At 68.3% G+C, this 26,585-nt stretch carries 26 protein-coding genes; 17 read left to right on the forward strand and 9 right to left on the reverse strand.

Annotated elements, in window-relative coordinates; translation table 11 throughout:
* Positions 1–70 precede the first annotated feature (70 nt).
* Positions 71–2,191: a hypothetical protein gene (locus DI276_RS46850; RefSeq protein ID WP_157985379.1), complete on the forward strand. Its 2,121-nt coding sequence runs from the start codon at positions 71–73 to the stop codon at positions 2,189–2,191.
* Here DI276_RS46850 and DI276_RS46855 read toward each other — a convergent pair.
* On the reverse strand, positions 2,142–3,560 hold the full coding sequence (locus tag DI276_RS46855; protein WP_112276462.1) for a M20/M25/M40 family metallo-hydrolase: 1,419 nt from the start codon (positions 3,558–3,560) through the stop codon (positions 2,142–2,144). The genes DI276_RS46850 and DI276_RS46855 overlap by 50 nt on opposite strands.
* 354 nt (positions 3,561–3,914) lie before the next feature.
* On the opposite strand from DI276_RS46855, the gene pdhA reads away from it, so the two are divergent.
* Genes pdhA through DI276_RS46870 form a run of 3 tightly spaced genes read left to right on the forward strand, consistent with a single transcriptional unit; the run spans position 3,915 to position 7,524 of the window.
* Positions 3,915–5,111 (forward strand): pyruvate dehydrogenase (acetyl-transferring) E1 component subunit alpha, encoded by a 1,197-nt coding sequence (gene pdhA, locus DI276_RS46860; RefSeq protein ID WP_112276465.1) that lies wholly within the window; start codon positions 3,915–3,917, stop codon positions 5,109–5,111.
* Positions 5,111–6,136 (forward strand): alpha-ketoacid dehydrogenase subunit beta, encoded by a 1,026-nt coding sequence (locus tag DI276_RS46865; RefSeq protein ID WP_030465748.1) that lies wholly within the window; start codon positions 5,111–5,113, stop codon positions 6,134–6,136. Before pdhA ends, DI276_RS46865 begins: the two co-directional genes overlap by 1 nt.
* 14 nt (positions 6,137–6,150) lie before the next feature.
* Complete coding sequence (locus DI276_RS46870) at positions 6,151–7,524, forward strand: dihydrolipoamide acetyltransferase family protein (RefSeq protein ID WP_112276467.1); 1,374 nt, start codon at positions 6,151–6,153, stop codon at positions 7,522–7,524.
* Here the strand turns inward: DI276_RS46870 and DI276_RS46875 are convergent.
* The gene (locus DI276_RS46875; RefSeq protein WP_112276469.1) at positions 7,518–8,813 is read right to left on the reverse strand and encodes a pentapeptide repeat-containing protein; all 1,296 of its coding nucleotides are present in this window, start codon (positions 8,811–8,813) and stop codon (positions 7,518–7,520) included. The genes DI276_RS46870 and DI276_RS46875 overlap by 7 nt on opposite strands.
* An 84-nt stretch (positions 8,814–8,897) precedes the next feature.
* On the opposite strand from DI276_RS46875, the gene DI276_RS46880 reads away from it, so the two are divergent.
* The 3 genes from DI276_RS46880 (at position 8,898) to DI276_RS46890 (ending at position 11,767) form a co-directional block, all read left to right on the forward strand.
* Complete coding sequence (locus tag DI276_RS46880; protein ID WP_112276472.1) at positions 8,898–10,397, forward strand: carboxylesterase/lipase family protein; 1,500 nt, start codon at positions 8,898–8,900, stop codon at positions 10,395–10,397.
* 44 nt (positions 10,398–10,441) lie between these two features.
* Entirely contained in the window at positions 10,442–11,362 is a 921-nt protein-coding gene (locus DI276_RS46885; RefSeq protein ID WP_112276474.1) for a helix-turn-helix domain-containing protein, read from the forward strand.
* Positions 11,363–11,437: 75 nt separating this feature from the next.
* Positions 11,438–11,767 (forward strand): hypothetical protein, encoded by a 330-nt coding sequence (locus DI276_RS46890; protein WP_112276476.1) that lies wholly within the window; start codon positions 11,438–11,440, stop codon positions 11,765–11,767.
* On the opposite strand, the gene DI276_RS46895 is transcribed toward DI276_RS46890, so the two are convergent.
* Both DI276_RS46895 and DI276_RS46900 read right to left on the reverse strand, forming a co-directional pair.
* The gene (locus DI276_RS46895) at positions 11,730–12,230 is read right to left on the reverse strand and encodes a hypothetical protein (RefSeq protein WP_112276478.1); all 501 of its coding nucleotides are present in this window, start codon (positions 12,228–12,230) and stop codon (positions 11,730–11,732) included. The two genes, DI276_RS46890 and DI276_RS46895, sit on opposite strands and share 38 nt — an antisense overlap.
* Positions 12,231–12,327: 97 nt before the next feature.
* Entirely contained in the window at positions 12,328–13,056 is a 729-nt protein-coding gene (locus DI276_RS46900; RefSeq protein WP_157985380.1) for a thermonuclease family protein, read from the reverse strand.
* 124 nt (positions 13,057–13,180) lie between these two features.
* Here DI276_RS46900 and DI276_RS46905 point away from each other — a divergent pair, with 124 nt between their 5' ends.
* Together DI276_RS46905 and DI276_RS46910 are read left to right on the forward strand one after the other, a co-directional pair.
* Entirely contained in the window at positions 13,181–13,591 is a 411-nt protein-coding gene (locus DI276_RS46905) for a hypothetical protein (protein ID WP_157985381.1), read from the forward strand.
* Between the two features lie 268 nt (positions 13,592–13,859).
* Complete coding sequence (locus DI276_RS46910; RefSeq protein WP_112276484.1) at positions 13,860–14,615, forward strand: class I SAM-dependent methyltransferase; 756 nt, start codon at positions 13,860–13,862, stop codon at positions 14,613–14,615.
* A 113-nt stretch (positions 14,616–14,728) separates the two neighbouring features.
* On the opposite strand, the gene DI276_RS46915 is transcribed toward DI276_RS46910, so the two are convergent.
* Positions 14,729–15,943, reverse strand: a complete 1,215-nt coding sequence (locus DI276_RS46915) for an acyl-CoA dehydrogenase family protein (protein WP_112276495.1) — start codon at positions 15,941–15,943, stop codon at positions 14,729–14,731.
* Positions 15,944–15,958: 15 nt separating this feature from the next.
* Positions 15,959–16,588, reverse strand: a complete 630-nt coding sequence (locus DI276_RS46920) for an SCP2 sterol-binding domain-containing protein (protein WP_112276497.1) — start codon at positions 16,586–16,588, stop codon at positions 15,959–15,961.
* A gap of 101 nt (positions 16,589–16,689) precedes the next feature.
* Here DI276_RS46920 and DI276_RS46925 point away from each other — a divergent pair, with 101 nt between their 5' ends.
* Positions 16,690–17,325 carry a TetR/AcrR family transcriptional regulator gene (locus DI276_RS46925; protein WP_112276499.1) on the forward strand — a complete coding sequence of 212 codons (636 nt, stop codon included), beginning with the start codon at positions 16,690–16,692 and terminating at the stop codon, positions 17,323–17,325.
* Here DI276_RS46925 and DI276_RS46930 read toward each other — a convergent pair.
* Together DI276_RS46930 and DI276_RS46935 are read right to left on the reverse strand one after the other, a co-directional pair.
* Positions 17,314–18,075, reverse strand: a complete 762-nt coding sequence (locus DI276_RS46930; protein ID WP_112276501.1) for a MaoC family dehydratase — start codon at positions 18,073–18,075, stop codon at positions 17,314–17,316. The two genes, DI276_RS46925 and DI276_RS46930, sit on opposite strands and share 12 nt — an antisense overlap.
* Positions 18,075–19,310 (reverse strand): 3-oxoacyl-ACP reductase, encoded by a 1,236-nt coding sequence (locus DI276_RS46935; protein WP_112276503.1) that lies wholly within the window; start codon positions 19,308–19,310, stop codon positions 18,075–18,077. The genes DI276_RS46930 and DI276_RS46935 overlap by 1 nt, the downstream gene beginning before the upstream one ends.
* Positions 19,311–19,363: 53 nt before the next feature.
* Here DI276_RS46935 and DI276_RS46940 point away from each other — a divergent pair, with 53 nt between their 5' ends.
* From DI276_RS46940 to DI276_RS46950, 3 genes are read left to right on the forward strand one after another with little or no spacing between them, the layout of a single operon-like run.
* On the forward strand, positions 19,364–20,569 hold the full coding sequence (locus DI276_RS46940) for an acetyl-CoA C-acetyltransferase (protein WP_112276505.1): 1,206 nt from the start codon (positions 19,364–19,366) through the stop codon (positions 20,567–20,569).
* Positions 20,566–21,540: a serine hydrolase domain-containing protein gene (locus tag DI276_RS46945; RefSeq protein ID WP_112276532.1), complete on the forward strand. Its 975-nt coding sequence runs from the start codon at positions 20,566–20,568 to the stop codon at positions 21,538–21,540. Before DI276_RS46940 ends, DI276_RS46945 begins: the two co-directional genes overlap by 4 nt.
* A 32-nt stretch (positions 21,541–21,572) precedes the next feature.
* Positions 21,573–21,827, forward strand: coding sequence for a hypothetical protein (locus DI276_RS46950; RefSeq protein ID WP_112276534.1), 255 nt, complete (start codon positions 21,573–21,575; stop codon positions 21,825–21,827).
* On the opposite strand, the gene DI276_RS46955 is transcribed toward DI276_RS46950, so the two are convergent.
* Positions 21,824–22,429, reverse strand: coding sequence for an SIMPL domain-containing protein (locus DI276_RS46955; protein WP_112276749.1), 606 nt, complete (start codon positions 22,427–22,429; stop codon positions 21,824–21,826). The two genes, DI276_RS46950 and DI276_RS46955, sit on opposite strands and share 4 nt — an antisense overlap.
* 154 nt (positions 22,430–22,583) lie before the next feature.
* Here DI276_RS46955 and DI276_RS46960 point away from each other — a divergent pair, with 154 nt between their 5' ends.
* The 4 genes from DI276_RS46960 to DI276_RS46970 all read left to right on the forward strand — a co-directional run bounded on the left by DI276_RS46960 (position 22,584) and on the right by DI276_RS46970 (position 26,583).
* Complete coding sequence (locus DI276_RS46960; RefSeq protein WP_112276536.1) at positions 22,584–23,777, forward strand: ATP-binding protein; 1,194 nt, start codon at positions 22,584–22,586, stop codon at positions 23,775–23,777.
* A 159-nt stretch (positions 23,778–23,936) separates the two neighbouring features.
* The gene (locus DI276_RS51685) at positions 23,937–24,083 is read left to right on the forward strand and encodes a hypothetical protein (RefSeq protein WP_167969512.1); all 147 of its coding nucleotides are present in this window, start codon (positions 23,937–23,939) and stop codon (positions 24,081–24,083) included.
* A gap of 228 nt (positions 24,084–24,311) precedes the next feature.
* Positions 24,312–25,163, forward strand: coding sequence for an NAD(P)-dependent oxidoreductase (locus DI276_RS46965; protein WP_112276538.1), 852 nt, complete (start codon positions 24,312–24,314; stop codon positions 25,161–25,163).
* A gap of 52 nt (positions 25,164–25,215) precedes the next feature.
* On the forward strand, positions 25,216–26,583 hold the full coding sequence (locus DI276_RS46970) for an alpha/beta hydrolase family protein (RefSeq protein WP_112276540.1): 1,368 nt from the start codon (positions 25,216–25,218) through the stop codon (positions 26,581–26,583).
* Positions 26,584–26,585 lie beyond the last annotated feature (2 nt).

Consider the following 26,585-nt stretch of genomic DNA (forward strand, 5'->3'; position numbering starts at 1 on the left):
TAAAAGCTCGGCTGAGCGTGACCTGAACGGCCCATTTTCGATCGCACCCGAATGACGCCAGCATGCTGGGATGGCGCGCGACAACAACGGCGGACCACCGAGCAACGCACAATCGCGCTCGCCCAGAAGGTCACGCGTCGGTGTGGCGCGCGACGACAGCGAGGACGACGTCTTCGAGTGGGCGGTGAAGGCCGCGTCAGAGGAGCATGCCCCCGACGAGGGCGAGATTCGCGTGCTGCGGGTGGCCAAACCGCTGATCATGGCGTCCGCGTCGGCCCAGCACGACAACTACGTCGCCGCCCGCCGGTCCGCCACCAAGGCCGCCACCGTCGAGTGGGCTGCTCGCCGGGCCGTGTTCTGGCGGTGGGGTTTCGTCGTGGTGATACCCGCGTTGTCCTGGGCGGCCGTGGGCGTGATCTGGGAGCGGAGTCCTGTGCTCGCCGGTGACTGGCGCCTCGTACCGCTGGTGCTCGGCATCTCGCTCGCCGCGATGGCGTTGGCGTCCGCAGGTTACGGCGGAAAGGTGATCGCGCGCTGGTGGGCTCTCGTCAGCTGCGCCGCCGGTACCTACTACTTCATGGAGGCCGGCCTGGATGGGCCCGAGTCCGTCAAGAAGCAGATCTTCGCCCTGGCGATCGCCCTGGGCCTGGCCCACGAAATGCGGCCGGCGCTGCGGACCGTCCTGCCGTCCAGGAGAGCCATGGCCAAACTCGCCGCGGTCGAGCCGGCTCTGGCCGGGTGGCGAGCGGCGGTGCTCAACGAGGGCGTGCTGCCCGTCATGCGTGCCGAGCGGAGCAGCAGGCAGGTCGTGCTCGGCAACGAGTTGGCGTTCACCGATGCGCACCGCCTGCTCAAGGGCGGTTCGATGATCGGCCATCAACCCGTGCAGGCGGGCTGGGAGCTGGCCGCGCTCGTCGACACCCTCGACGCCGGGAGCCTCGCCCTCGCCGGACCCCGCGGAGCGGGCAAGACCAGCGTGCTGCGAGCGTTCTGCCAGGGCGCCTACCGGAAAGCGAACCAACCGGCGGACCTCACGATCCTGGTAGCGGCGCCGGTCGACTACGTGCCGAGGGAGTTCGTGCTGCACCTGTATGCGCGTGCCTGCCAGGCGGTGTTGACGCACCTGCGCGATGTCGACGAGTACACGGTGGAGCGAGCCGGGCGGCGCGACTGGTGGTGGACGTCGCCGACCGATTCGATGCTGCTCGCCAGGTCAGCTCAACAAGGGCTGCGCGACATCGCCTACGTGCAGACCCACAGCGGCGAGTCGAGCGGGAAGATCGGCTTTCGCGGCGTCGAGATGGCGTTCAAGCGCGGCGTCAGCCTGGCCGGCCGCCCGGCGACGTTCCCCGAGGTGGTGGACGACTTCCGCCACTTCGTCCGCACCGCCGCGAAGACGCTGGCGCCGGTCCGCGTCGTGATCGCCATCGACGAGATGGATCGGATCGGCGCCGGTGAGCCCGCGCGCAGGTTCCTGAACGAGATCAAGGCGATCTTCGACGTGCCCGGCTGCTACTACCTGATGTCCGTCTCCACCGAGGCCCAGCACGACTTCGAGCTGGCGGGCACCGGCTTGCGCAGCGTGTTCGACAGCTCCTTCGACGAGGTCGTCCGCGTGGACTACCTGGACTTCGACCTGGCGCGGCCTTTGCTCAGCAGGTCGGTGGACGGGCTGCCGGAGTCGTTCGTGGCGCTGGCCTACGTCTTCTCCGGCGGCCTGGCCCGCCAACTGACCAGATCGGCGCGCGCGATCGTCCGGCAGCGACCGGGCACGAGGCTGGAGGTCGTCGCCGCGAAGCTGGCCGCCGACGAGCTCGACAGGGTGTGCAAGACGACCAGCGACGCGTTGACCGCCGTGGAGAGCGGCGACGGGGTGACAGGACTCCTGCGAGTGCTCGCCGACCCGGTGGATGATCTGCGCGTCTTCCGCAAGGCGATCCAGGCGGCCTACGACGGTGAGGACTCCGCGACAAGGAACCTGCGCGACCTCGCCGCCGCACGGATCGAGTTCCTGGCCGTCGTACGCGACTACTTCACCAACGACCTGACCGAGGTCGTCCCCGCGCACGTCAACGCGCTCGCGAGAGCGCGCAGGTACGCGGGGAGCAACCCGGCAACAGGCCTGGCCCTGCTGGAGGAGTTCAGCGCTGCGACGCCTGAGCGTCCAGCACCAGAGCAACCGCCTCAGTGATCCGAGCCGCATGCGCCAGGTGCAGCCACTCGTCCGGCACGTGGCAGTTCGAGTCCGGCCCAACCGCACCGGTCACCAGGAACTGCGCCTCGGGGTAGGCCTCGTGCAGCAGCCCCATGAACGGGATCGACCCACCGAGCGACACGGTCCGCCAAGGCGCGCCGAAGACCTCCTTGCCGGCGTCGTCCAAAACCGCCGACAGCCACGGCGCGAGCTCCGGCGCGTTCCACCCGTCAGCAGCCTCGACCCGAGACAGCTCGACAGTCGCGTTGTAGGGCACATCCGTGGTCAGCCGCTCACGAACCGCCTCCAAGGCCCGAGCCGACGAAGCCGTGGGCGGCAACCGGAACGAGAGCACCAAAGACGTGAACGGTCGCAGCACGTTGCCGGCGTCGTCGGGCAACGGCAGGCCGTCGGCACCCGTCACGGACAACGTCGGCCGCCAGCCGGTGCCCAGCGCCTGCTCGACCTCGTCGGAGGACATCGGCTGAAGGTCACCAACACGCGGCACGGGACCCCACAGAGCACCCGGCGCAGCCTCGACGGCCTCACGAACCTCGGCCAGGCGATGGGCAGGGATCTCGACGTGCATCTCCGGCACGAGGATCTCGCCGGTCAACGAGTCCTCCAGCCGGTCCAGCAGCACCCGCGCGATGCGGAACGACGACGGCACCATGCCGGACGACATGCCGGAGTGCAGTCCACCCTCCAGCACGCGCACGGTCAGCGTGACCTGCACCAACCCGCGCAGCGACGTGGTCAGCCACATGCGGTCGTAGTCCGAGCCACCGGAGTCCAGGCACACCACCAAAGAAACCTGGCCCAGCCGCGAGGACAAATGCGAAAGGTACGCGGGCAGATCGGGCGAACCCGACTCCTCGCCGGTCTCCAGCAAAACGACGCAACGAGAGTGTGAGCCGCCTGCTGCGCGCACGGCCTCGAGAGCGGCGATCGCGGCGTAACCGGAGTAACCGTCATCCGCCGCGCCACGCCCGTAGAGACGTCCGTCACGCAGCACGGGGGTCCACGGACCGAGGCCAGGACCCCAACCACCCACCGGCGGCTGCTTGTCGAGGTGTCCGTAGAGCAACACCGTGTCGTCGCCCGCGTTACCAAACGCGGGGACGTCGACCACCAGAAGCGGCGTGCGTCCCGCCAGTTGGACGACGTCCAGCACCGCGCCGGGCAGCGCGCGGGACTCGATCCAGGCGCGCACGTGGGAGATCGCGGCGGCCAGTTCGCCGTGTTCTTCCCAGGCCGGGTCGAACGCGGGCGAGATCGCCGGCACGGCGACGAGCTGAGACAGGCTCGGGACGATGTCGGAGTCCCAGAGCGTCCGGACGGTGCTGGTCACAACTGAACGGTCCACCTCTCGATCCTGTCACGACTCCGCCTCTGCTCGCGTGCAGAACCGTGTCCGTGGAGACCTCCGCCGAAGTTAACGATCGGTAACTGGGACAGCTGCGTCCGGTAATCGAACAGCCTAGTCGGAGGACAAAAAGTCGAACCTCCGACTGTTGTCGCTGATCAGAACGTTGACTTGTGTGTTACGAAGTGGGACGGGTCTCACCAACACAGGTGAGGCCGTGTCAGGATGTGGTCGTAAGCCACCGTCACCGTCGACGGCTGCCTCCGGCCCCACAGGGTTGGCGGCGACCGCCGACGTCGCCGCACGAGGTCGTCACGAGCGATCAGGCGGTCGGAGAGACAGAGGAGAAGGCGCATGTCGTCCCCTGAGCAATGGACGCACCCTGAGCCGGACGCAGCGCCGGCCGCCACTGCCGCAAAACCGACAGCGGAACAGGTGATCGCAGGCTTGCGAGCGACAGACGAGGGTGGCGCCGACCTGGTGCAGCTCCTCACTCCCGAAGGTGAGCGGGTCACGCACCCGGACTTCGACATCGACATCACGCCGGAGGAGCTGCGCGGTCTGTACCGCGACATGGTCCTGATCCGCCGCGTCGACCGCGAGGCCAACGCGCTGCAGCGCAAGGGCCAGCTCGGCATCTGGGTGCCGCTGCTCGGTCAGGAGGCCGCGCAGATCGGCGCCGGCCGCGCGATGCGCGAGACCGACATGGCCTTCCCGAGCTACCGCGAGCACGGCATCGCGTGGACCCGCGGGATCAACCCCACGGAGCTGCTCGGCATCTTCCGCGGCACCGACCAGGGCACGTGGGACCCGGTCGAGAAGCGCTTCCACCCGTACACGATCGTCATCGGCAACCAGGTCCTCAACGCGGCCGGGTACGCGATGGGCCAGAAGTTCGACGGCAAGGTCGGCGACGACGACGGCGAAGCCACCATGTGCTTCTTCGGCGATGGCGCGACGAGCCAGGGCGACGTGCACGAGGGCTTCGTGTGGGCGGCTGTCTACGACGCGCCGCTCGTCTTCTTCTGCCAGAACAACCAGTGGGCCATCTCCGAGCCCACCGAGCGCCAGTCGCGCCTGCCGCTGTACCAGCGCGCCCGCGGCTACGGCTTCCCCGGCATCCGGGTCGACGGCAACGACGTCCTCGCGACGCTGGCCGTCACGAAGTGGGCGCTGAACGAGTGCCGCCACGGCAACGGCCCGATCCTGATCGAGGCGTTCACCTACCGGATGGACGCGCACACCACCTCCGACGACCCGACCCGCTACCGGCTGTCGGACGAGCTGGAGATGTGGAAGCTCAAGGACCCGATCGAGCGGGTCAAGGTCTACCTGGTCCGCCAGCAGTGGGCGGACAACGAGTTCTTCGACAGCGTCGAGGCGGACGCGGACAAGCTGGGCGAGGAGTTGCGGGAGTTCTGCACGAACATGCCCGATCCGCCCGCGGAGCGGATCTTCAGCAACGTGTACGCGGAGGGGAACCCCGTCCTCGAAGCACAGCGCGATGAGTTCCTCGACTACGTCTCGGGTTTTGCTGGAGGTGAGCACTGATGGCTGCTCCGACGATGGATCGTTCGACCGCAGCTGCCCCGGCGACCCCGGTGCAGACGCTCACGATCTCGAAGGCGCTCAACATGGGCCTGCGGGCGGCCATGGAGGCCAACCCCAAGGTCATCATGATGGGCGAGGACATCGGCAAGCTCGGTGGTGTCTTCCGAATCACCGACGGTCTGCAGAAGGACTTCGGTGAGCAGCGCGTGCTCGACACGCCGCTCGCGGAGTCCGGCATCATCGGCACGGCTGTGGGCCTCGCGATCCGCGGCTACCGCCCGGTGTGCGAGATCCAGTTCGACGGCTTCATCTTCCCGGGCTTCGACCAGATCGTGTCGCAGGTCGCGAAGCTGCACTACCGCACGCAGGGCAAGATCAAGATGCCCATCGTGATCCGCGTGCCGTTCGGTGGCGGCATCGGTGCCGTCGAGCACCACTCGGAGTCGCCCGAGTCGTACTTCGCGCACACCGCCGGCCTCAAGGTCGTCTCGTGCTCGAACCCGGCCGACGCGTACTGGATGATCCAGCAGGCGATCGACTGCGACGACCCGGTGCTGTTCTTCGAGCCCAAGCGCCGTTACTACGAGAAGGGCGAGGTCGACACCACGGCCCAGCCCGGCAAGCTGTTCGAGTCGCGCGTGCTGCGTTCCGGCACGGACGCCACGTTGGTCGCGTACGGCCCGATGGTGCGCACGTCTCTCGACGCCGCCAACGCGGCTGCTGAGGACGGCACGTCGCTGGAGGTCATCGACCTGCGCACGCTGTCGCCGCTCGACCTCGCGCCCGTGTTCGAGTCGGTGCGCCGCACCGGCCGGCTGGTCGTCGTGTCCGAGGCGCCGTCCGAGTCCTCGATCGCCAGCGAGATTGCAGCGAAGGTCCAGCAGGAGTGCTTCTACTCGCTGCAGGCACCGGTGCTGCGGGTGACCGGTTTCGACACCCCGTACCCGCCGTCGAAGCTCGAGGAGGAGTTCCTCCCCGATCTCGACCGGGTGCTGCACGCCGTCGACCGCTCTCTCGCCTGGTAAGGGGAACAACGGAAATGCCGCAGTACAAGCAATTCCCCCTGCCCGACACGGCAGAGGGGCTGACCGAGGCCGAGATCCTCACCTGGCACGTCAAGCCGGGTGACACCGTCACGGTCAACCAGATCATCGTCGAGATCGAGACGGCCAAGGCGGCCGTCGAGCTGCCGTGCCCGTGGGCCGGTGTCGTGACCGAGCTGCTCGTCGAGCCCGGCCAGACCGTCGAGGTCGGCGTCCCGATCATCACGATCGACACCGACCCCGGTGGCGCGGCCGCGCCCGTTGCCCCCGCTCCTGCCGCGGCAGAGGCGAACGGCACCTCGTCCGGCAAGATCGGCGAGGAGATGCCGGGCGGGCGCATCGCGACGCTCGTCGGCTACGGCCCGAAGTCCGGTACGGCCAAGCGCCGGGCCCGCAAGGACACCCCGGCTCCTGCTGCTCCGGCCGCTGCCGTGGTGGCTCCGCCTGCTCCTGCTCCCGTTGCGGCGCCTGCCGCACCGGCTCCGGTCCAGGCGCCCGGCGGGTACGTGCCGCTGGCCAAGCCGCCGGTGCGCAAGCTGGCCAAGGACCTCGGCGTCGACCTGTACGCGCTCACGGGCTCCGGCCCCGACGGCGTGATCACGCGTGAGGACGTCGAAAGCGCCGTCGCCGCACCTGCCGCTCCGTCTGCCCTGTCCTTTGTGGACAACGGCACGCGCGAGCGCCGGGTGCCGATCAAGGGCGTGCGCAAGGCGACCGCGCAGGCCATGGTCGACAGCGCGTTCACCGCGCCGCACGTCACCGAGTTCCTGACGGTCGACGTCACGCCGATGATGGAACTGCGCGCGAAGCTCAAGAACGCACCGGAGTTCCGCGGCGTGAAGCTGACGCCGCTCGCGTTCTGCGCCAAGGCCGTCATCCTCGCCGCCCGCCGCACGCCCGACGTCAACGCGACGTGGGACAGCGCGGCGAACGAGATCGTCTACAAGGACTACGTCCACCTGGGCATCGCGGCCGCCACGCCGCGCGGCCTGGTGGTGCCGAAGGTCCGCGACGCCGACCGGATGTCGTTGAAGGAACTGGCGGTCGCCCTCGACGAGCTCGCGACCGTCGCCAGGGACGGCAAGACCGCACCTGCCGACATGATGAACGGCACCATCACGATCACCAACGTCGGTGTCTTCGGCGTCGACACCGGCACGCCGATCCTCAACCCCGGTGAGTCCGCGATCCTCGCCCTCGGCGCGATCCGCGACATGCCGTGGGTGGTCGACGGCGAGATCAAGATCCGCAAGATCTGCCAGCTCGCGCTGTCGTTCGACCACCGCGTGGTCGACGGCCAGCAGGGCTCGCAGTTCCTGGCGGACGTCGGTGCGCTGCTGGCCGAGCCCGGCATCGCGATGACCTACTGAGATTCGGTCGACGTGGTGAGGAGTCTTGCGGGCTCCTCACCACGAATCTTCAGCCACGTCGGGGCATCCTCGTAGACGTACACGCTTCCGCCTGTGAACGTGTTGTCCCGCAGCCACACGAACTGGTGCTCGGGATCGAGAGGCAGCAACATGACGTCGCTTCCCGTCAGTTCGCACCCCTCGATGAAGAGGTAGCCGAGCGAACCGCGTTCGTCGGTCGCGCCCAGCACGTCGGTGAAGTTCAGGGTGCTGTCGACCAGTGTCGAGTGCTCGATCCGCACTGCTGCGGTGTCCACGCGCATGTTCTCGGCGTCCAGGTCGGAGAGCGTGAAGGTGCAGCGGTAGAAGTACATCCGCCTGCTGCGCAGTTCGCTACCGCGCAGGTCGAGCCTCGTCCGCTCGAACGTGCAACCAACGAACTCCGGTGGGTCTCCGTTGAAGAGCGCATCGCGGAAGCTCACGTTGGTCTTGATGAACCTGGTGCCGTGACAGCTCAGCACGTTGTGAAACGCCGTGCGTTCGAACGACGTGTGGTCCCCGGTGAACTCGGCACCATCGAAGATCACCTCGCCTTCGAACGTGCGCTCGCTGAAGTCGGCCTCGTCGAATTTCAGGCCGCTGAAGTCGAAGTTCAGCGGTGACCACGGGCCTGGTCGCAGATGCGTGCCGAGCCGTTCGCGCAGCGCTCGGAAGATCTTGCTGGTCACTTCCGAGTCGTTGTCGTCCTTGGGCAGTTTCAGGTGGTCGATCAAGGTGTCCACGCACATCTGCCGCTGGGCTTCCCAGTCGTCGGCGAGCCCGGCCATCGCGGCGACCCCGGCGATGCGCAGGCCGGCCTGATCTCCGTTGAGCAACTCGGTGGCGACCTTGAAGCGTTCGTTGAACAGCTTGGTGCGCTCGCGTTCCTCCTGGTTGAGCGAGTGCACGTGGGCTGCCTCGGTGACGCGCTGCTTGCGGTAGTTCACCGCCAGCGCGACCACACCCCCGAACCCGGCCACGACGGCCAGCCCGATCTTGAGCAGGTCGAGCATCTCGGTCGTGCTGAACGCCGCCTGCTTCGGCAGCTTCGGCCAGCCCAGCAACCACAGCAGTCCGCCGCCGGCCACCGCGGCCACGAGTGCGGCGATCAGCAGCCAGCCGACGATCGACATCCACACCGGGACCTGGGCGTCGTTGCTGCTGGTTCGCCGTTGTCGGCGAGACGGCAGGCCGATGCGCCGGAGGAGCAACAACAGCCACACCACGGCCAGCGCCCCCGCAGCCACGTGTTGCCAGGTGATCCAACCCACGCAGGTGATCGTGCCCTACCGAGAACCGCGGTATGTGCGGGACCGCCGATGTCGATCCGCGGCCGCCTGGTTCGACGCCTGGGTATGAACAAGCGACTGTCTCTGTTGATCGCCGCGGCCCTGCTGGCGAGTCCGGTGGGTGTGGCGCACGCGTCCGAACCCGGTCTCGTGCGCACCGACTCCGGTCCCGTGCGCGGCACCGTTCTCGCTGATCACCAGCTCTATCAAGGAATTCCGTACGCGGCGCCGCCGGTGGGCGAGCTCAGGTGGCGTTCACCGCGGCCCGTCACCCCGTGGACCACGCCACGTGATGCCACCAAGCCCGGCTCTGCCTGCGCTCAGGCAGCGGGCGCCGGCCAGCCGAGCAGCACCGAGGACTGCCTGTACCTCAACGTCACCACGCCGTCGCGGCACGGGCGCAAGCCGGTCATGGTGTACATCCACGGCGGCGGCAACAGCTACCTGTCCGGCTCCGGGTTCGGTACCGGACGCCTTGCCGTGCAGGGCGATGTCGTGGTCGTGACGATCAACTACCGGCTCGGCTTCTTCGGGTTCTTCGGGCATCCGGACCTGCCGGACTCGGGTGCGTACGGCATCGAGGACCAGCAGGCGGCCCTGAGGTGGGTGCAGCGCAACGCCGCCGCGTTCGGTGGAGATCCACGCAACGTCACCGTTTTCGGCGAGTCCGGCGGTGCGTTCGACGTGTGTGCGCACGTGACGTCGCCGCGGTCGCGTGGGCTGTTCCAGAAGGCCATCGCGCAGAGCGGCGGCTGCTCCACGACGTGGGGTGCCAACGGCGTGATCCACGGCAAGCCCGCCGGTGCTCCGTGGATCACCAAGGATGCGGCCGCGACCGACGCGCGCAAGATCTCGACTCAGCTCGGTTGTGGGAACGTCGCGTGCCTGCGTTCGTTGCCCGCCACGGCTTTCACCGCCGTCGACCGCGGCGCCACGCCGGTCGTGACCGGCAACAGCGTGCTGCCGGTGAATCCCGTGGAGGCACTCGAGTCCGGACGTTTCAACCGCGTGCCGGTGATCTGGGGCAACACCCGGGACGAGGGCAGGCTGACGTCCGCGACCGTGCCGGAACCGTTCGACTACCAGGGTTTGCTGGAGCAGGCGTACGGCACGGAGAAGGCTGCCAAGATCGCTGCCGAGTACCCGGCGGGCGAGTCTGCACGGCTGGCGTACGGCGCTGTGCTCACCGACGGCGTGTGGGCGTGCAACCAACTCGCCGATGATCGGCTGCTCTCGCGCTACACGCCGACGTACGGCTACGAGTTCGCCGACCGCACCGCGCCCGTCGGGTGGTTCAAGGACATCCTGCCCGAGGGCTTCCCGGCCGGCGCCGCGCACTCGTTGGAGCTCGCCTACTTCTTCGACATCCCGACCTTCGAACTCAACCCGGCCCAGCAGCGGCTCGCGGCCACGATGATCCGCGACTGGACGACGTTCGCCCGCACCGGCAAGCCCGGCTGGGCGCGCTTCGCCAGCGGCAACATCCAGGAGTACGCGCTGGACCGCGTCGGCCAGATCAATGCCCTGACCAGGCACAACTGTGGTTTCTGGAACTCGATCGGTTAATCGGGTTTGACTCTCCAGTCGCTGGAGGGTTCAGAGTTGTCCCCGTGACGCGCTACCAGATCGGCGAGCTGGCCAAGATGACCGGCCTCACCGTCCGAACGATCCGGTTCTACTCCGACCAGGGCCTCATCCCGCCCACTGCCAGAACGGTCGGCGGCTACCGGACGTACGACGGTGAGGCGGTCGCGAAGCTCAAGCTCGTCCGCACATTGCGGGATCTGGGTGTCGACCTGCCGACCGCCGGGCGGATTCTCGCCCGCGAGGTGACGGTGACCGACGTGGCGCGGGCCCATGCAGACGCGATCGACGCGCAGATGAAGACGTTGCGGCTCCGCCGTGCCGTCTTGCGCGCGGTCGCAAAGGGAGGGGAGATGGAACTGATGAACGAGTTGGCACGCATGACGGACGAGGAGCGCCAGCGCATCCTCGACGACTTCTTCGAGGAGGTGTTCGGGCCGTACGAGCTGGATCCGCAGTTCGAGCAGCACATGCGGTCCGTGCGGGTCGAGCTGCCGGACGACCCGACGACCGAGCAGCTGGAGGCGTGGGTCGAGCTCGCGAAACTCGTGCAGGACCAGGACTTCCGCGCGTCGGTCAAGCGGATGTCCCAGCAGCACGAGGAAAAGCGCCGTGGCGGCGAGGACATGAGCCCGCCGCAGGGTGACCAGATGGCGGCGTTCAACTTCGCGATCGACCAGGCCCGTGCGGCACTGGAAGCCGGCATCGCGCCGGAGTCCGAGGAAGCTCGCGAGGTCGTGAACCGCGTGAACGCCAACTGGGCGGAGGCGCTGAACCTGCCGAACGACGAACGGCTCGTCGAGCGGTTGCGAGAGCTCTCCGACTTCGCGGATCCGCGGGCCGAGCGCTACTGGGTGCTGATCGCGAAGATCAACGGGTGGCCCGCCATGCCGGACCACTCCCGTGAGCGCGCCTGGCTGCGCGAGGCCGGTCAGCCGTTCGGCTGAGTCGCCGGTGTCGCCTGCGTCACTGCGGGAACCAGCTGGGCGCCCAGCTCGTTCCTGTGGCAACGAAGGGGGATCATGATGTCCGGTCTGTTCGAAGTGCTCGGTGGCGCGCTCGCGGAGGCCTTCGGGCCGAGCGGCGAGGACAACTCGCGCGGCGACGGCGACGTCTTCCTGGACGGCCGCTGGCAGGAGGGCGAACTGTTCTTCGGCCCCTCGAAGATCATCTGGGACGAGCGGATCGTCTTCAGCCCCGAGGAAGGCCGGGTCGAGCAGATCGTCGACCAGGACCCGCCGCACCCGAACTTCGTCGTGCTGCACTTCCGCCGCGCCGACGACGTCGTGCTGCTCGCCGTGCACCACCGCGAGCTCAAGCGCGTGGCGACGATCCTGCCGCTGCCTGCCTGATCGCACCCAGCGCGAGCGCGCCGGCCGCGACAGCCATCGCTCCGGCGCAGAACATCCGCTGGTTCGCGGCCTGCGCTCGCACGTACTGCTCCTCGGTCAGCACCCGCACGACCTTGCGCTGCGTCGAGGTGTACTGCCCGTTCTCGTGCTTGAGGTTGCCGGCCGTGGCACCGCTCGCCAGCGTGACCAGCGCGATGATCCACCCGCCGTAGAACGCGACGGCGACCAGCACGACCGCCCAGGCCGGCAAGCCCGACTTGAGGTGCCCGAACAACTCCTTGAGCCCGCTGACCCGCAGTCCGCGCACCTTGCTGATCGTCAGCACCAGCACCGCGATCGTCAACGCGCACGCGACGATGGTCATCCACATCGGCAAGAGCGGCGCGCCGGGCAAAACCGTCGACACCACCACGAGCGCGTCGACGACGGCGATCCCTGCCGCGGCCCGCTGCAACTGCTTCATGGCTCGGCAGGATATGTCCAACCAGGACCTTTACCGGGCCATAACCGCAAACCGAGAGGTTGGTGGCGGCCCGCCGGCGCAGGGGAACGGCGGGCCACTACCTCAGTCCCTTGACGACGTTCCGCAGCTCGGCCTCCTTGCGGTACAACGTCGGCACCGCCTTGGTGACCTTCGCGAGCAACACCGTCTGCTCCACCGGCGCCACCGCGTCCCACGTCAGCCCACCGGGCTTGGCCAGTTGGTCCACCAGCGCGATCGCTGTCTTGGCCGTGTCCGCCGCAACCGTCAACTCGGTCTTGGTCGCCTTCAACGGCTGCGCTTCAACGACCGCCGCAGCCTCCGTGATCGCCTTGACCTGTCCGGCCAACGTGCACGGCACCTCAGGCGAATGCAGCCCGCTCTTCCGTTGGGCGGCCGCGTGGTTCGCCACCTTCGCCTGGTCGAGGAACCGCGTCCCGTTGACCGTCGGCACGGCCAGCCCGTCCGCGATGAGCGCGGCGTTGACCAGCCGTCCGTCCTGTGTGGACAACGCGGCGAACTGCCCTTCCCTGACGACGGTCACGGCCGTCCCCTCCGGCAGCAGCTCGCGCAACCGCTTCCGTGACTCCTCGTGCAAACACTCGTCCGCAGCAGGCGCATCAACGTTGACAAGCTTGATCTGCGTGACGCGATCACCCTCGCGCACCTCGACCGTCTCGCTGTCGACCACGCGCACAACATGGCTGACCACCACCACCCGCGGCCGGTCCACAACCGTCACGACGTACGCGCTGCCCGCGGCACCGGCCAGCACCGCAGCGGCCATGACGTACACATTCGGGAGCATCTCGATCCCCCCCAACGCCGACCTACTGGGCTGATCGGAGTAGTGAGACGCGGCGTTACTCCACGCGTTCGCAGATTTACCGTCGGCTAACCGGATGCTTGCCGCGACCGTCCAAGGTCAGGACGTGCTGATCAAACTGGGAATCGCGACGACCGGCCTGGCCCTGCTCCTCGGGGGCGCCGCACAGGCGGTAGTAGAACCGCCGGTGATCATCAAGCCGCCGAACTGCCAGAGCGCGGTGCAGATCGGCAAGACCGGCTTCGTGAAGCGCGGCGACACGCAGCTCGCCACCATCAAGCAGTGGGAAGGCTGCGGCGGCAAGTTCGGCCACGTCCGCGTGCACGCCGACACGCCGTTCCGCGCGTCGGTCAGGCTGAGTGCGGACGGCACGTCCACCACGCCGGAGCAGGGTGCGACGAACCAGCGCGACGTGTGGACGTTCAGCAAGGTGCTGAACGACAAGTGCTCGGCCGCCGTCGCCACCGTGCAGGTCGGCCAGATGGGCGTGACCGGGCGGAGCGGCTTGTCCTGCTGAGCGAAAGAGCGGGCGGCCGGCAGGCCGCTCGCTCACGTCACTGGCCATGCGCCCTGTTACGCAGCGTGGCTCTCGGCCGACGTGGCCTTGGCCTGCGCAGAGCTGCCCCGCCTATCGGCTGGAGTGGCTTCGATCTGCCGCCGCGTTCCTGAACGACCGCTCAGCGGCATAGCGGCGGGTTGCCCCTGCAAACCATTGGTGAATCGACTTGCTCCGTTGATGTACTGATCTGCCACCGTGAGTCTGCCGCGCGACGGAGGTAGCAGTTGTGACGGGTTATGACGCGCTTGCCGAGGTGTACGAGTGGCTCATCTCCGATGCGAAGCTGGCGCCGGCCGAGTTCGCTGCGTCGTTCGACGATGCCCTCAGTTTCCTGCCGTCGAACGCTCACGTCCTTGATTGTTCGTGCGGGACCGGACAGTTGGCGGTTGGCCTCGCCGGTCGTGGCATGCAGGTTGTCGCAACTGACGCCAGCGAGGCGATGGTTCGTCGGACTGCGGAGCTGTCCGAGGAGTTCGGGGCATCCGTCCGGGCCGTGCGGGCGAGCTGGGAAGAGTTGCCTGACCATTTCGAGGACGGCACGTTCGACATGGTGTTCTGCGTTGGCAACTCGCTTCACCATGCCGCGGGCGCGACAGGCAGGGGTGCTGCTCTGGAGTCGATGTCACGGCTCTTGCGCCGTGGCGGGCGCTTGGTGCTCACCTCCCGCACGTGGGAACTCGTGAGGGCCAGAGGTTCCCGGCTGGACATCAGTGACCGACTCGTCCGCCGGAACGGTCGCGATGCCGTCGTGGTCTACCGCTGGGAGATCGCGCCGCGTTGGGAGGAGGAGCACCACATCGAGATTGCGATCGCCCAGGTTGATGCGACTGGGTTGGTTCTTGTCCGCTCGGAACTGCTGTCCTGCTGGCCCTACCGGTACGAGGAACTCGAAGCCGAGCTGCACCGGGTCGGACTTCGGACGGAAGTGAGCACGTTCGATCTTGAGGCCGAGAACTACATGGTGGTGGCGAGCAAGGTGTAGACAACGGGCTCTCGGCCCCTGGCCGGACCGCGCGGCTCGCTGTGGACGGGGTCTTCAAGCCTCGCAAGACCCCGTCCAGTCAGACGGCCTGAGGACGGCCTGAAGTGATCAACTCACTTGATCTGCATCCCAGAAATCATGCGGGACACGACGAGCCGCTGAATCTCCGAAGTTCCCTCGAAGATGGTGAAGATCTTGGCGTCCCGGTGCATCCGCTCCACCGGGTGCTCCCGCGTGTACCCGGCCCCACCGAGGATGTGGATCGCCCGCTCGGTGGCCCACACCGACACCTCGGAAGCCTTGAGCTTCGACATAGAGCCCTCGCCGGCGGTGAACGGCACGTTGTTGCGCCCCATCCACGCTGCCCGCCACACCAGCAGCCGCGACGCGTCGATCTCCATCCGCATGTTGGCCAGGTCGAAGGCGATCGACTGGTTTTCGATGATCTTGCGACCGAACGCCTCGCGGTTCTTCGCGTACTCCAGGGCGTAGTCGTAGGCCGCGCGCGCGACACCGACGGCCATCGCGCCCACGGTCGGACGCGTCGTCTCGAAAGTCGCCATCGCGGCCTGGCCACCTGCGCGCAACCCGTCGCGCGCCCGCGCCAGCCGTGCTTCCAACCGTTCGCGACCGCCCAGCACGCAGCGTCCTGGCACGCGCACGTCGTCCAGGAACACGTCGGCCGTGTGCGAGGCGCGCATGCCGTGCTTCTTGATCTTCCCGGGCGAGGACAACCCAGGCGTGCCAGGCGGCACGATGAACCCGGCCTGTCCGCGGGCGCCCAAAGACGCATCCACCACCGCGGTCACGACGTGCACGTTCGCGATGCCGCCGTTGGTCGCCCACGCCTTCTGGCCGTTCAGCACCCACTCGTCGGTGGCCTCGTCGTAGCGGGCGCGCGTCCGGTAGCCGGCGACGTCCGAACCCGCCTGGGGCTCGGAGGCGCAGAAGGCCGCGAGCTTCGGGTCCGACTCGTCGCCGAAGCACTCCGGCACCCACTCGGCCAGCTGCTCGGGGTCACCACCGGCGAAGATGCCGGCTACCGCGAGACCGGTGCCCATCAACGACAGCGCGATGCCCGCGTCGCCCCAGAAGAGCTCTTCGGTCGCGATCGGCAGAGACAACCCGATCGGGTCCGCGAACCAGGTCGCGAGGGCCTCGAAGCCGTAGAGGCCGATCTTCGCCGCCTCCTGGATCACCGGCCACGGCGTCTCCTCGCGCTCGTCCCACTCCGAGGCCGCCGGCCTGATCACGTCGCGAGCGAAACCGTGCACCCAGTCGCGCAGGTCGGTCTGGTCTTCGTTCAGTTCGAGCGAGAAGCCACCCACTGCAAAACCTCTCCGTCAGGCCTTCGGGATGTTGAACAGGCTCATGAACCCGGCCGCGAACCCGAGGTCGCCCTTCACCTTCAGCTTGCCCGTCATGAACAGCACGGGGGCGGAGGCGTTGCCGGTCGCGAGCTTCAAAAAATCTGCGGGCGTCAAAGTCACGATCGCGCGAGCCTCACGCGTGACGCCTTTGTTGATGACACAAGTGGCGTCTTCAATGATGGCCTCGTAGACGTCTTCCAGCACGTGGAAGTGCACGACGGCACGGGTGGCGCCGGCCCGGTCCGCGCGGAAGTGGACCTCCATGCGCCGGAACACCTCGTCCAGCACGCGGACGCGCAGGGCCGGGTCCGCGACGACGGCCTCGATCTGGTCCTTCGAGGCGCGCGAGATGATGCGGGCGAAGTTGGCCGGGTCCATCTTCGAGAGGTCGAGGTCCGCGCCGCCGTCGGCCAACGCGCCCAGGGCGTTCAGCAACGCGGCGAAGTCGGACTTGCCCAGCTTCTTCGGGTCGATGCCGCGGGCGATGACGTCGATGTTCACGTCCTTCAACGCGGGATCGTCCGGCGAGATCTGCTGCAACGTGCTGATCAGCTCGGCCGGGCTGAGCTTCGCGATCGCCTCGGTGGTGAGGTCGAGCGTCATTGACACACCTCCTGGTACCTACTCGCCAGTAAGACTACTGTCGAGTAGGTACGGCGGCAAGCCGATCGGATAATCTTGTTCCTCCGAACCGAGGGGGTGTGATGCGCACAGAAGGTCGAGCCAAGCGCTTGCCACGCGCAGTGCGTGAGCGGCAGATCATGGATGCCGCCGTCGACGTGTTCTCGCGGCTCGGCTTCCACGCGGCCTCGATGGACGAGATCTCCGAGGTCGCCGGCATCTCCAAGCCCATGCTCTACGCCTACCTCGGGTCGAAGGAAGAGCTCTTCGCGACCTGCATCCGGCGGGAGGCCACCCGGATGATGGAGGCCATCGCGACCGGCGTCGAGCCCGACCAGGAACCCGACGTGCAGCTGTGGAGCGGGCTCAGAGCCTTCTTCGGCTTCGTCGGCGAGAACCGGGCGAGCTGGCTCGTGCTGCACCGGCAGGCCTCCACCCAGGGCGGGCCGTTCGCGGTCGAGCTCACCGACATGCGCAGCCGCGCGGTGTCGCTGGTCGCGGCGCTGCTCACCCAGTCCACCAAGGCGCCGGCGACCAAGCTCGAGGCCGAGTCACTGGCGGCCGCGCTCGTCGGGGCCGGTGAGTCGCTCGCGGAGTGGTGGCTCGATCACCCCGAGGAGCCCGCCGGCGTCGTCGCCGCGCGGCTCATGAACCTGGTCTGGATGGGCTTCGGCGACCTCGTCGACGGCAACGTGTGGCACCCGCCGTCACGTCGCTGAGCCGAGCAAGTGGGGTCCCTTGCTCCACACCGCGAACTCCCAGCCGGCAGAAACCTCGACGGCGGAGAACTCGACGCGACCGGGGATCAGCAGCGGCTTCTTGAACCGGACGTCCACGCTCACCGCCTCGGGCAACCGGCCTTCCAGCGCGGCCAGGCAGCGCGCCTTCGTCCACATCCCGTGCGCGATCGCCCGCTTGAACCCGAACAGCTTGGCGCTCAACGGGTAGAGGTGGATCGGGTTGCGGTCGCCGGACACCGCCCCGTACCGCCGCCCGATGTCCGCGGGCACCCGCCACACCGCCGATCCGATCGGCCGCTGCAACTCCTCGCCCTGAGAAGATCCGCTCCCGGTCCGCCGCAGGTAGGTCGACACGCCTTCCCAGACGCCGGAAACCGATGTCACCACGTCGACCTGGGTGCCCTGCGGGTGTGGCCGAAGATCGCGCGCGGACACCGTGATCTCCAGCGGTTCGCACAACGCCAGCGGTCGCGACTGCGTGATCCGGTTCGCGATGTGCACCAGTCCGGGCAGCGGGAACGGGAAGCCCGCACCCGTCATCAGCTTCATCTGCAACGGAAAGCCGAGCACGTGCGGGTAGGTCAACGGCAACGCGTCCCGCAACCCGAACCCGCACACCGAGTTGTAGGCCGCCAGATGCTTCAACGAGACGTCGAACGACGAAGAAACCGGCGCAGCGGTCAGGCTTTCCCCGCGCCGGAACGACGTGAGGGCGGCACGCAGCAACATCACGCCCCCAGCAGCATCTGGCCGCACACCCGCACGACGTTCCCGTTCACGCCACCGGAACCGGGCGCCGCGAACCACGCCACGGTCTCCGCCACGTCGACCGGCAGCCCGCCCTGCGACAGGCTGTTCATCCGTCGTCCGACCTCACGCGTCAGCAACGGCACGGCCGCGGTCATCTTCGTCTCGATGAACCCGGGCGCAACGGCGTTGATCGTGGCTCCGCGCGCGGCCAGCACCGGCGCCAAACTGCGCACCATCCCGATCACGCCCGCCTTCGAGGTGGCGTAGTTGGTCTGACCGACGTTGCCCGCGATGCCGGCGATCGACGACACCCCGACGATACGTCCGCCGTCCCGCAGCACGTCCTCGGAGAGCAACGCCGCGTTGATCCGCTCCTGGCAGGCGAGGTTCACCTCCAGCACCGAGTCCCACAGTGAGGAGTCCATGCGCGCCAACGTCTTGTCACGCGTGATGCCCGCGTTGTGCACGACGATGTCCACGCCGCCGTGCCGCTCCAACAGGTACGACGTCAGCCGCGCGGGATCCCCGGTGATGTCGAGCTGCAACGCCGACCCGCCAACGGAGTTCGCGACCCTCGACAGGTCCTCCCCGGCCGCAGGGACGTCCAGGCAGATCACGTGCGCGCCCTCGCGCCCCAACGTCGACGCGATCGCCTCACCGATGCCCCGCGAGGCACCAGTGACCAGCGCGACTTTGCCCTCCAAAGTTCCAGGAGAGGCAGCCGAAGAAATGTGGATGACCTGCCCCGACACGTAAGCCGACCGGCCGGACAGCAGGAACCGCAGCGTCGACTCGACACCGTCCTCGGCGCCGTCTGCCACGTGGACCAGGTTCGCCGTGCCGCCCCGCCGCAGCTCCTTGCCGACCGAGCGGACGAAGCCCTCCAGTGCGCGCTGCGCCACGGAGTCCGGCGACCGCCCGATGACGATCACCCGCCCGCACGGCCCGAGCTGCGTGATCACCGGGTGGAAGAAGTCGTGCAGCTGCCGCAGGTCGGAAACAGAAGCGATGTCGGACGCGTCGAACACCAACGCGCCGTACGGAGCGGAACCTGTTTCCAGCTGCTTCAGAAAGGGCAACCGACCGGCGCCACCGACCAGCACAGGAGTGGCCGGCGCGGCGTCGCGGCGCAGTGGATACGGGTTCGGCAGGCCGAGCCTGCGCACGAGCTGGCGGCCGAGTCCCGACGATGCGAACTTCTGGTACCTGTCCACGTCACACAACCTACTCGCTAGTAAGTCTACCCGCTAGTAGGTAGTATGGCGGCATGCGAGTAGCGATCATCGGCGGTAACCGCATCCCGTTCGCCCGCTCGAACGGCCCGTACGCCACCGCGTCGAACCAGGACATGTTCACGACGGTGCTCGACGGCCTGGTCAGCCGCTTCGGCCTGCAGGGCGAGCGGCTCGGCGAGGTGGTCGCGGGCGCCGTGCTCAAGCACTCGCGCGACTTCAACCTCGTCCGCGAGTCGGTGCTGGGCAGCAAGCTCAGCCCGGCCACGCCCGCGTACGACCTCCAGCAGGCGTGCGGCACCGGCCTGCAGGCGATCATCGCGGTGGCCAACAAGATCGCGCTCGGCCAGATCGATGTGGGCATCGCGGGCGGCGTCGACACCACCAGCGACGCCCCGATCGGCGTGAACGAGAACTTCCGCAAGCTGCTGCTGGAGTTCAACCGCACCCGCAAGGTCAGCCTCCTGACCAAGCTGCGGCCCAGCCACGTCGTGCCGCACCTGCCCCGCAACGGCGAACCGCGCACCGGCAGGTCGATGGGCGAGCACGCGGCCGTCACCGCCGCCGAGTACGGCATCACCCGCGAGGACCAGGACGAGCTCACCGCGCGCAGCCACCAGAACCTGGCCCGCGCCTACGACGAGGGCTTCTTCGACGACCTCGTCACCCCGTACCTGGGCCTGACGCGCGACCAGAACCTGAGGCCCGACAGCAGCGTCGAGAAGCTCGCCAAGCTCAAGCCGGTCTTCGGCGACACGATGACCGCCGGCAACTCGACTCCGCTCTCCGACGGCGCCTCCGCGGTCCTGCTGGCCACCGAGGAGTGGGCGCGGGCCCGCAAGCTGCCCGTGCTCGCGTATCTGACGTTCGCCGAGACCGCGGCCGTCGACTACGTGCACGGCGACGAGGGCCTGCTCATGGCCCCGGTCCAGGCCGCACCGCGGATGCTCGACAAGGCCGGCCTCAAGCTGCAGGAGTTCGACTTCTACGAGGTGCACGAGGCGTTCGCGTCCCAGGTGCTCGCCACGCTGAAGGCCTGGGAGTCCGACCTCGGCGAGATCGACCGGACCAAGCTGAACGTCAACGGCTCCTCGCTCGCGGCAGGCCACCCGTTCGCCGCCACCGGCGCCCGCATCGTGGCGACGCTCGCCAAGTTGTTGCACCAGAAGGGGAGCGGGCGCGGGTTCGTGTCGATCTGTGCCGCCGGCGGTCAGGGCATCACCGCTATTTTGGAACGGTGACGCTGCAGGAAGTGCTCGAGTCCCACCGCGAGACCACGCCGAACGCCCTGGCGCTCGTCGCCCGCGGTGATGACGTAGAGATCGCGTCGGTCGGCGGTGAGACCCGCGAGTCGGTCTTCGCGATCGCCTCGGTCACCAAGCCGATCGTCGGGGCCGCGGCGATGCTGCTCGTCCAGGACGGCGAGCTCGCCCTGGACGACCCGATCGCGACCTGGCTGCCCGAACTGGCGAACCCGGTCGTCGTCCGCACGCCGAGCAGTCCGGTCGACGACGTAGTCCCCGCGACGCAGCCGATCACCGTCCGGCACCTGCTGACGTCCCGGTCCGGCTGGGGCTTCACGGCGGACTTCTCGTTGCCCGCCACCGAGAAGCTCCTGGCAGACGCACACCTGCACGGCAGCGAGGACCTAGCTCTCGACCACTGGCTCAAGCGCCTCGCCGACGTGCCGCTGCTGCACCAGCCGGGCGACGGCTGGCTCTACAACACCTCGTACGACGCACTGTCGGCACTGGTCCACCGCGTCACGGGCTCGTTGCCGGCCTTCCTCGCCGAACGGATCTGCGCACCGGCGGGCATGACGAACACGAGCTTCCTCGGCGAGGCCATGCCGTCCGGTGCGGGCGGCCTGCAGTCCACCGCGGACGACCTGCTGGCGTTCAACCGGTTCTTGCTGTCGAGCGGCCTGCTCCCGCTGCTGGCGGTCGACACCACCTCGGCCGCCGAGCGCGAAGCCGCGGAGATCTTCCTGGAGGGCCAGGGCTGGGGCTTCGGTGGCTGCGTCGACGTCGCCGAGGTCGACCCGTGGAACGTCCCCGGTCGCTACGGCTGGGTCGGCGGCTCCGGCACGGCAGCCCACGTCGTCCCGTCGCAAAACCTGATCACGGTTCTGCTCACCCGCACGGCCATGACCAGTCCCACGCCACCGGACGTCATGCGTGATTTCTGGCTGAGCGCCGTGCACACTCTCTGAACCGCGATGTTGCGGTACTGGGGGTAGGGCGAATGCTGCTGCAGGTTGATCCAGAAGAAGATCCGGTGCTCGCCCGTGCGCTCACCAGCACGGTGCGCGACGAGTGGCGACCGGCCGCCGACGCGATGGCGTCGGCACGAAACTGGGAGCGCCGCGCGTACGTCGTGCTGACGCTGGCCGCGGCGGCCGCGCACCGCAACGTCTGGCTGGTGAAGTGGCTCGAAGCCAGGCCGGACGATCGGGACGCGGCCGCGGTGCAGGCGGCGGCGCAAGCGCTGGCCAGTTAGTCGAGCAACGACCAGGCGGCCGTGCAGGACGCGGACACGGTGATCTGCTGCGCCTTGAGGTTCAGCTGGTCGACCATCCCAGCCGCTCCGGCCATCTCGAAGCTCGCCGACCGAGCCATCGGGGCGTAGTGCCCGCCCTCGGTGTCGCCGATCCGCAGCAACGGCCCGAGCCGCCGCCCCAACGCAGAGGCGTAGCCCTCGGCCCGACGCAGTGCATCGGCCACGGCTTCCTTCTGCGCCTCGCGGATCGCCTCGGTGTCGTCGACGAGCGTCCACGACGGTCCGTTCACCCACGACGGCTCGGCCTGGACGAGGTCGGCCAGCAACCCGTCGAGGCGGTCGAGGTCGGTCACCCAGATCACGTACTGCTGGGACGCTTGGCTGCCGGAGCGCTGGTTGTTGTCCCAGTTGTCGTGCACGGACAGCTGCCGCGAGCGCACCTCGAAGTCCTCGAGCAGCGGTTCGACGGCGGAAATGCGCTGGTTGAGCGTGCTCACCGCCTCGGTGCGGTCGGCACCGAGCGCCTCGAACGTCACGTCCACCTGGGCGCGGTCGGCGGTCCGCTCGACCTCGCCGGTCCCCTTCGTCACGACTTCAGCCACACCGCCCAGCCTTCCGGTGCCAAGGTCCATCCGCAACTATTCAGTTGTATAGCTCAATCACTAGAAAGCTGAATACGCAGGCATCCGGAGGCACTTCGAGGTTCGTCTGCGCGTCTCTACTTCAGGCACTAGAAACGCCGATACGGTGCGAGCCATGGACCCGGTGCGCAACCCGTTCGCTCCCGGTGCAGGCCAGCGGCCTCCTGAGCTCGCCGGCCGGGACAAGGAAGTCGGAGCGTTCGAGGTGGTGCTCGAACGCGTGGCGCGCGGCCGTCCCGAACGCAGCCTCGTGCTGACCGGGCTGCGGGGCGTCGGCAAGACCGTGCTGCTCGGCGAGCTGCGGTCGATGGCGGTCAAACGCGGATGGGGTGCCGGCAAGGTCGAGGCCAGGCCGGACGCCGACCTCAGAAGGCCGCTCTCCGCCGCGCTGCACCGGGCGATCCGCGACCTCGCGGTGCGGCATCGTGCGCCGGACCGGGTCGAGGCGATCCTGGGCATCCTCAAGGCGTTCGCGCTGAGAGCCGCCCCGGACGGCGCCAAGCTGCGCGATCGCTGGCAGCCGGGGATCGACGTCCCGGCGGCAAGCGGCAGGGCGGACTCCGGTGACATCGAGATCGACCTGGTCGAGCTGTTCACCGACGTCGCCGAGCTCGCGCAGGACGTCGGCACGGGCGTCGCGCTGCTCATCGACGAGATGCAGGACCTCAAACCGGACGACATCAGCGCGTTGTGCGCGGCGTGCCACGAGCTTTCGCAGCTCGGCGCGCCGCTGGTGGTCGTAGGCGCCGGCCTGCCGCATCTTCCGGCGGTTTTGAGTGCGAGCAAGTCGTACTCGGAACGACTCTTCCGGTACGTCCGGATCGACCGGCTCAGCCGCGAGGACGCCGACCGCGCGGTGCTCGCGCCGGTCGAACGTGAGGACGCGGGCATCACCGACGAGGCGTTGGACGCGCTGTTCGACGCGTCCGGTGGCTATCCGTACTTCATCCAGGCCTACGGCAAGGCCGCCTGGGACGCCGCACCGGCTGACCCGATCAGCGCGATGGACGTGTCGGTGGCCGCTCCGGAGGCCGACGCCGAGCTGGCCGTGGGCTTCTTCGGCTCCCGATACGAGCGTGCAACGCCTGCTGAACGCGAGTATCTCCGGGCGATGGCCGAGTTGACCGACGGAAAGGATGCCGGCGTCAACACCGCCCAGGTCGCCGACCACCTGGGCCGCAAGCCCTCGTCGCTGTCGCCCGCGCGGGACTCGCTCATCAAGAAAGGCCTGGTCTACAGCGCGGAACGGGGTCAGATCGCCTTCACCGTGCCCCACTTCGGGAGGTTCCTGCTCGGTCGCGAGGAGTGACCTGAGGCACCCTGCCGTTGTCCGGCTGTTCACGTTGTCGGCCGATGATTCATCGGCCTGTGCCCCAACTCACCGGATAATCGCGTGCGTTTGCGGGTAGGAGGGTGCATACTTAAGTCACCAACCAAACAGACCTCCGAGAGGGAAGTGCAGACCGAGATGAACTTCGCAGCGAAGCTCCGCGCCCGTCGTGCCGAGGCGCGCAACCGGAAGGCCGTGGCTCGCGCGATCGACATGGCCACCACCCCGGCCATGCGTCACGAGCTGATGGCCATCGCCCAGGCTCAGGTCACCACCCTGCGCTGACTTCACGACCCGGCACTCGCACGGCGCCCCGGCGCGAGTGCCTCCCCAAACGGAAACCCCTGGAGCACCTCCCGCGCTCCAGGGGTTTCATTCTGTTAAACGTGATCCGCGCCACAGTATGATGGCGTTGTAACGGTGCACGTCGGTCCGCCGATGTCACGGTTGACCTCGCGGTGCTGTCGGACCCCCGACCTGGCAGCACCGCGAGGTTTCTTGTTTGCTGGACCCATGTTGATCGCCGTGCTCGGCACCGGCCTCATGGGTGCCCCCATCGCAGCCAACCTCGCCGCGGCCGGACACGAGGTCCGGGTCTGGAACCGCACGCGCGCCAAAGCCGAACCGCTCGCCGCTCAGGGCGCGGTCGTCGCTGACACGCCCGCCGCAGCCGTCGACGGCGTGGAGATCGTGCTGACGATGCTCAACGACGGCCCCACGGTCACCGCGACCATGCAGGAGGCCGCTCCCGCGTTGCCTCATCACGCCGTCTGGATCCAGGCGTCCACGGTCGGCGTCGAATCGACGGACGACCACATCGCGCTGGCCCGCTCGCTCGGACTGGAGTTCGTCGACGCCCCGGTGCTGGGCAGCACGAAACCGGCTGCCGAGGGCAAGCTCGTCGTGCTCGCGTCGGGCGCTGATGAACTGCGCGACCGCGTGCAACCGGTCTTCGACGTGATCGGCGCCCGCACGATGTGGGTCGGCGAGGCAGGCGCGTCGTCACGCCTGAAGCTCGTCGCCAACAGTTGGGTGCTCGCGCTGACCGCCGCCGTCGGTGAGGCCGTGGCGCTGGCCGAGTCGTCCGGGCTCGACCCGAAGCTGTTCCTGGAAGCGGTTTCCGGTGGCGCGATGGACTGCGCGTACCTGCAGACGAAGGGCAACGCGATCATCGAGCGGTCCTTCCCGCCCGCCTTCACCGTGCAGAACGCGTTGAAGGACGCGCTGTTGGTGAACGAGGCCGCAGTGCTGGCCGACGTGCAGCTCGACGTGGCGCAGGCTTCCGCCGCTCGCCTCAACCGCGCGGTGACGCGTGGTCATGGCAGTGAGGACATGGCGGCGGCTTATTACGCCAGCTTCGAATAAGTCCGACGATCGGCCGGTCCGGCGGGGCGTGCGGGCTCAATAGCTTGGCTGAGTGAACAGACTCGTACGCTCCCTGTTGGCGTTCGGCCTGGCATCGGCACAGGCCGTGGCTGTCGCCTCGGTGGTTTCCGCCGCCCCTGACGTCAAAGACCGGATCGCCGCGCTGCCCGGTGTCCGGATCATCAGCGAAGGAACGTCCGGCACCGCGCGGACGTTCGTGCTCGGCATCCAGCAGCCCGCGGACCACCGCAAGCCGCGCGGCCTCAAGTTCGAGCAGCGGTTCTCGTTGCTGCACAAGGCCGAGTCCAAGCCGATGGTGCTGCACACCTCTGGCTATCACCTGCCGGGCACCATCAACCCGTCCGAGCCCGCCCGGCTCGTCGACGGCAACCAGATCAGCGTGGAGCAGCGGTTCTTCACGCCGTCCCGGCCGTCGCCGACCGACTGGGACGACCTGAACATCTGGCAGGCGGCCAACGACCACCACCGGATCGTCGGCGCGTTCAAGAAGATCTACGGCGCTCGCTGGCTCTCGACCGGTGCCAGCAAGGGCGGCATGACGTCGATCTACCACCGCAGGTTCTTCCCGCGCGACGTCGACGCGACGATCGCGTACGTGGCGCCGAACGACGTCGTGAACGACCGCGACATCTACGGCGAGTTCATTCGCAACGTCGGCAACGACCCGACGTGCAACCGACGGTTGGAAGGCGTGCAGCGGCAGCTCCTGCAGCACCGCGACGCTGTGGTGCAGCGCCTGGAGGCCAAGGGGTACACGTACAAGCAGTTCGGTGGCGCGCACCGGGCGCTGGAAGTGCTGGTGCTGGACACACCGTTCACGTTCTGGCAGTACGGCACCCAGTCCCAGTGCGCGATCGTGCCCGGCGCGGGTGCCTCGGTGGACGACCTCTGGACGTTCATCGACAAGACCGTCGGCTGGGACTTCTACACCGATGCGGGCGTCGCGCCGTACGAGACGTACTACTACCAGGCCGGAACGCAGCTCGGCTGGCCGGAAGCCGACGAGTCCGCGGTGCGCGACCTGCTGCGCTACCCCGGCGTCAGCGTGCCGCGCACGATGGTGCCGGACTCGATCAAGTTCCCGCGCTTCGACCGGCACGCGATGAAGGACGTCGACCGCTGGGTGCGCTACCAGGGCTCGCGGCTGCTGTTCGTGAACGGGCAGAACGACCCGTGGAGCGCCGAACCGTTCCGCCTCGGGCCGGGCACGCGCGACTCGCTGTCGTTCTCGGTGCCGGGCGGCAACCACGGTGCCAACATCGCTCGGCTGCCTGAGCAGGAGCGCGCCGCGGCCACCGCGGCCGTGCTGCGCTGGGCCGGCGTCTCCGGGGCCGTTGGCGCTCTTGCGGTTGACGAGGGCCCGGACTCGCTGGACGCGCTGCGAGCACGCCGGGGCTGAGG

The sequence above is a fragment of the Lentzea terrae genome, assembly GCF_003265345.1.
GTDB lineage: Bacteria > Actinomycetota > Actinomycetes > Mycobacteriales > Pseudonocardiaceae > Lentzea > Lentzea terrae.

Excerpts from the sequence above, each read along its gene's own strand:
- DI276_RS46850 (WP_157985379.1), top strand. The coding sequence starts at position 71 with ATGGCGCGCGACAACAACGGCGGACCACCGAGCAACGCACAATCGCGC.
- pdhA (WP_112276465.1), top strand. The coding sequence starts at position 3,915 with ATGTCGTCCCCTGAGCAATGGACGCACCCTGAGCCGGACGCAGCGCCG.
- DI276_RS46865 (WP_030465748.1), top strand. The coding sequence starts at position 5,111 with ATGGCTGCTCCGACGATGGATCGTTCGACCGCAGCTGCCCCGGCGACC.
- DI276_RS46870 (WP_112276467.1), top strand. The coding sequence starts at position 6,151 with ATGCCGCAGTACAAGCAATTCCCCCTGCCCGACACGGCAGAGGGGCTG.
- DI276_RS46880 (WP_112276472.1), top strand. The coding sequence starts at position 8,898 with ATGAACAAGCGACTGTCTCTGTTGATCGCCGCGGCCCTGCTGGCGAGT.
- DI276_RS46890 (WP_112276476.1), top strand. The coding sequence starts at position 11,438 with ATGATGTCCGGTCTGTTCGAAGTGCTCGGTGGCGCGCTCGCGGAGGCC.
- DI276_RS46895 (WP_112276478.1), bottom strand. The coding sequence starts at position 12,230 with ATGAAGCAGTTGCAGCGGGCCGCGGCAGGGATCGCCGTCGTCGACGCG.
- DI276_RS46900 (WP_157985380.1), bottom strand. The coding sequence starts at position 13,056 with ATGCTCCCGAATGTGTACGTCATGGCCGCTGCGGTGCTGGCCGGTGCC.
- DI276_RS46920 (WP_112276497.1), bottom strand. The coding sequence starts at position 16,588 with ATGACGCTCGACCTCACCACCGAGGCGATCGCGAAGCTCAGCCCGGCC.
- DI276_RS46925 (WP_112276499.1), top strand. The coding sequence starts at position 16,690 with ATGCGCACAGAAGGTCGAGCCAAGCGCTTGCCACGCGCAGTGCGTGAG.
- DI276_RS46930 (WP_112276501.1), bottom strand. The coding sequence starts at position 18,075 with ATGTTGCTGCGTGCCGCCCTCACGTCGTTCCGGCGCGGGGAAAGCCTG.
- DI276_RS46940 (WP_112276505.1), top strand. The coding sequence starts at position 19,364 with ATGCGAGTAGCGATCATCGGCGGTAACCGCATCCCGTTCGCCCGCTCG.
- DI276_RS46950 (WP_112276534.1), top strand. The coding sequence starts at position 21,573 with ATGCTGCTGCAGGTTGATCCAGAAGAAGATCCGGTGCTCGCCCGTGCG.
- DI276_RS46960 (WP_112276536.1), top strand. The coding sequence starts at position 22,584 with ATGGACCCGGTGCGCAACCCGTTCGCTCCCGGTGCAGGCCAGCGGCCT.
- DI276_RS51685 (WP_167969512.1), top strand. The coding sequence starts at position 23,937 with ATGAACTTCGCAGCGAAGCTCCGCGCCCGTCGTGCCGAGGCGCGCAAC.
- DI276_RS46965 (WP_112276538.1), top strand. The coding sequence starts at position 24,312 with ATGTTGATCGCCGTGCTCGGCACCGGCCTCATGGGTGCCCCCATCGCA.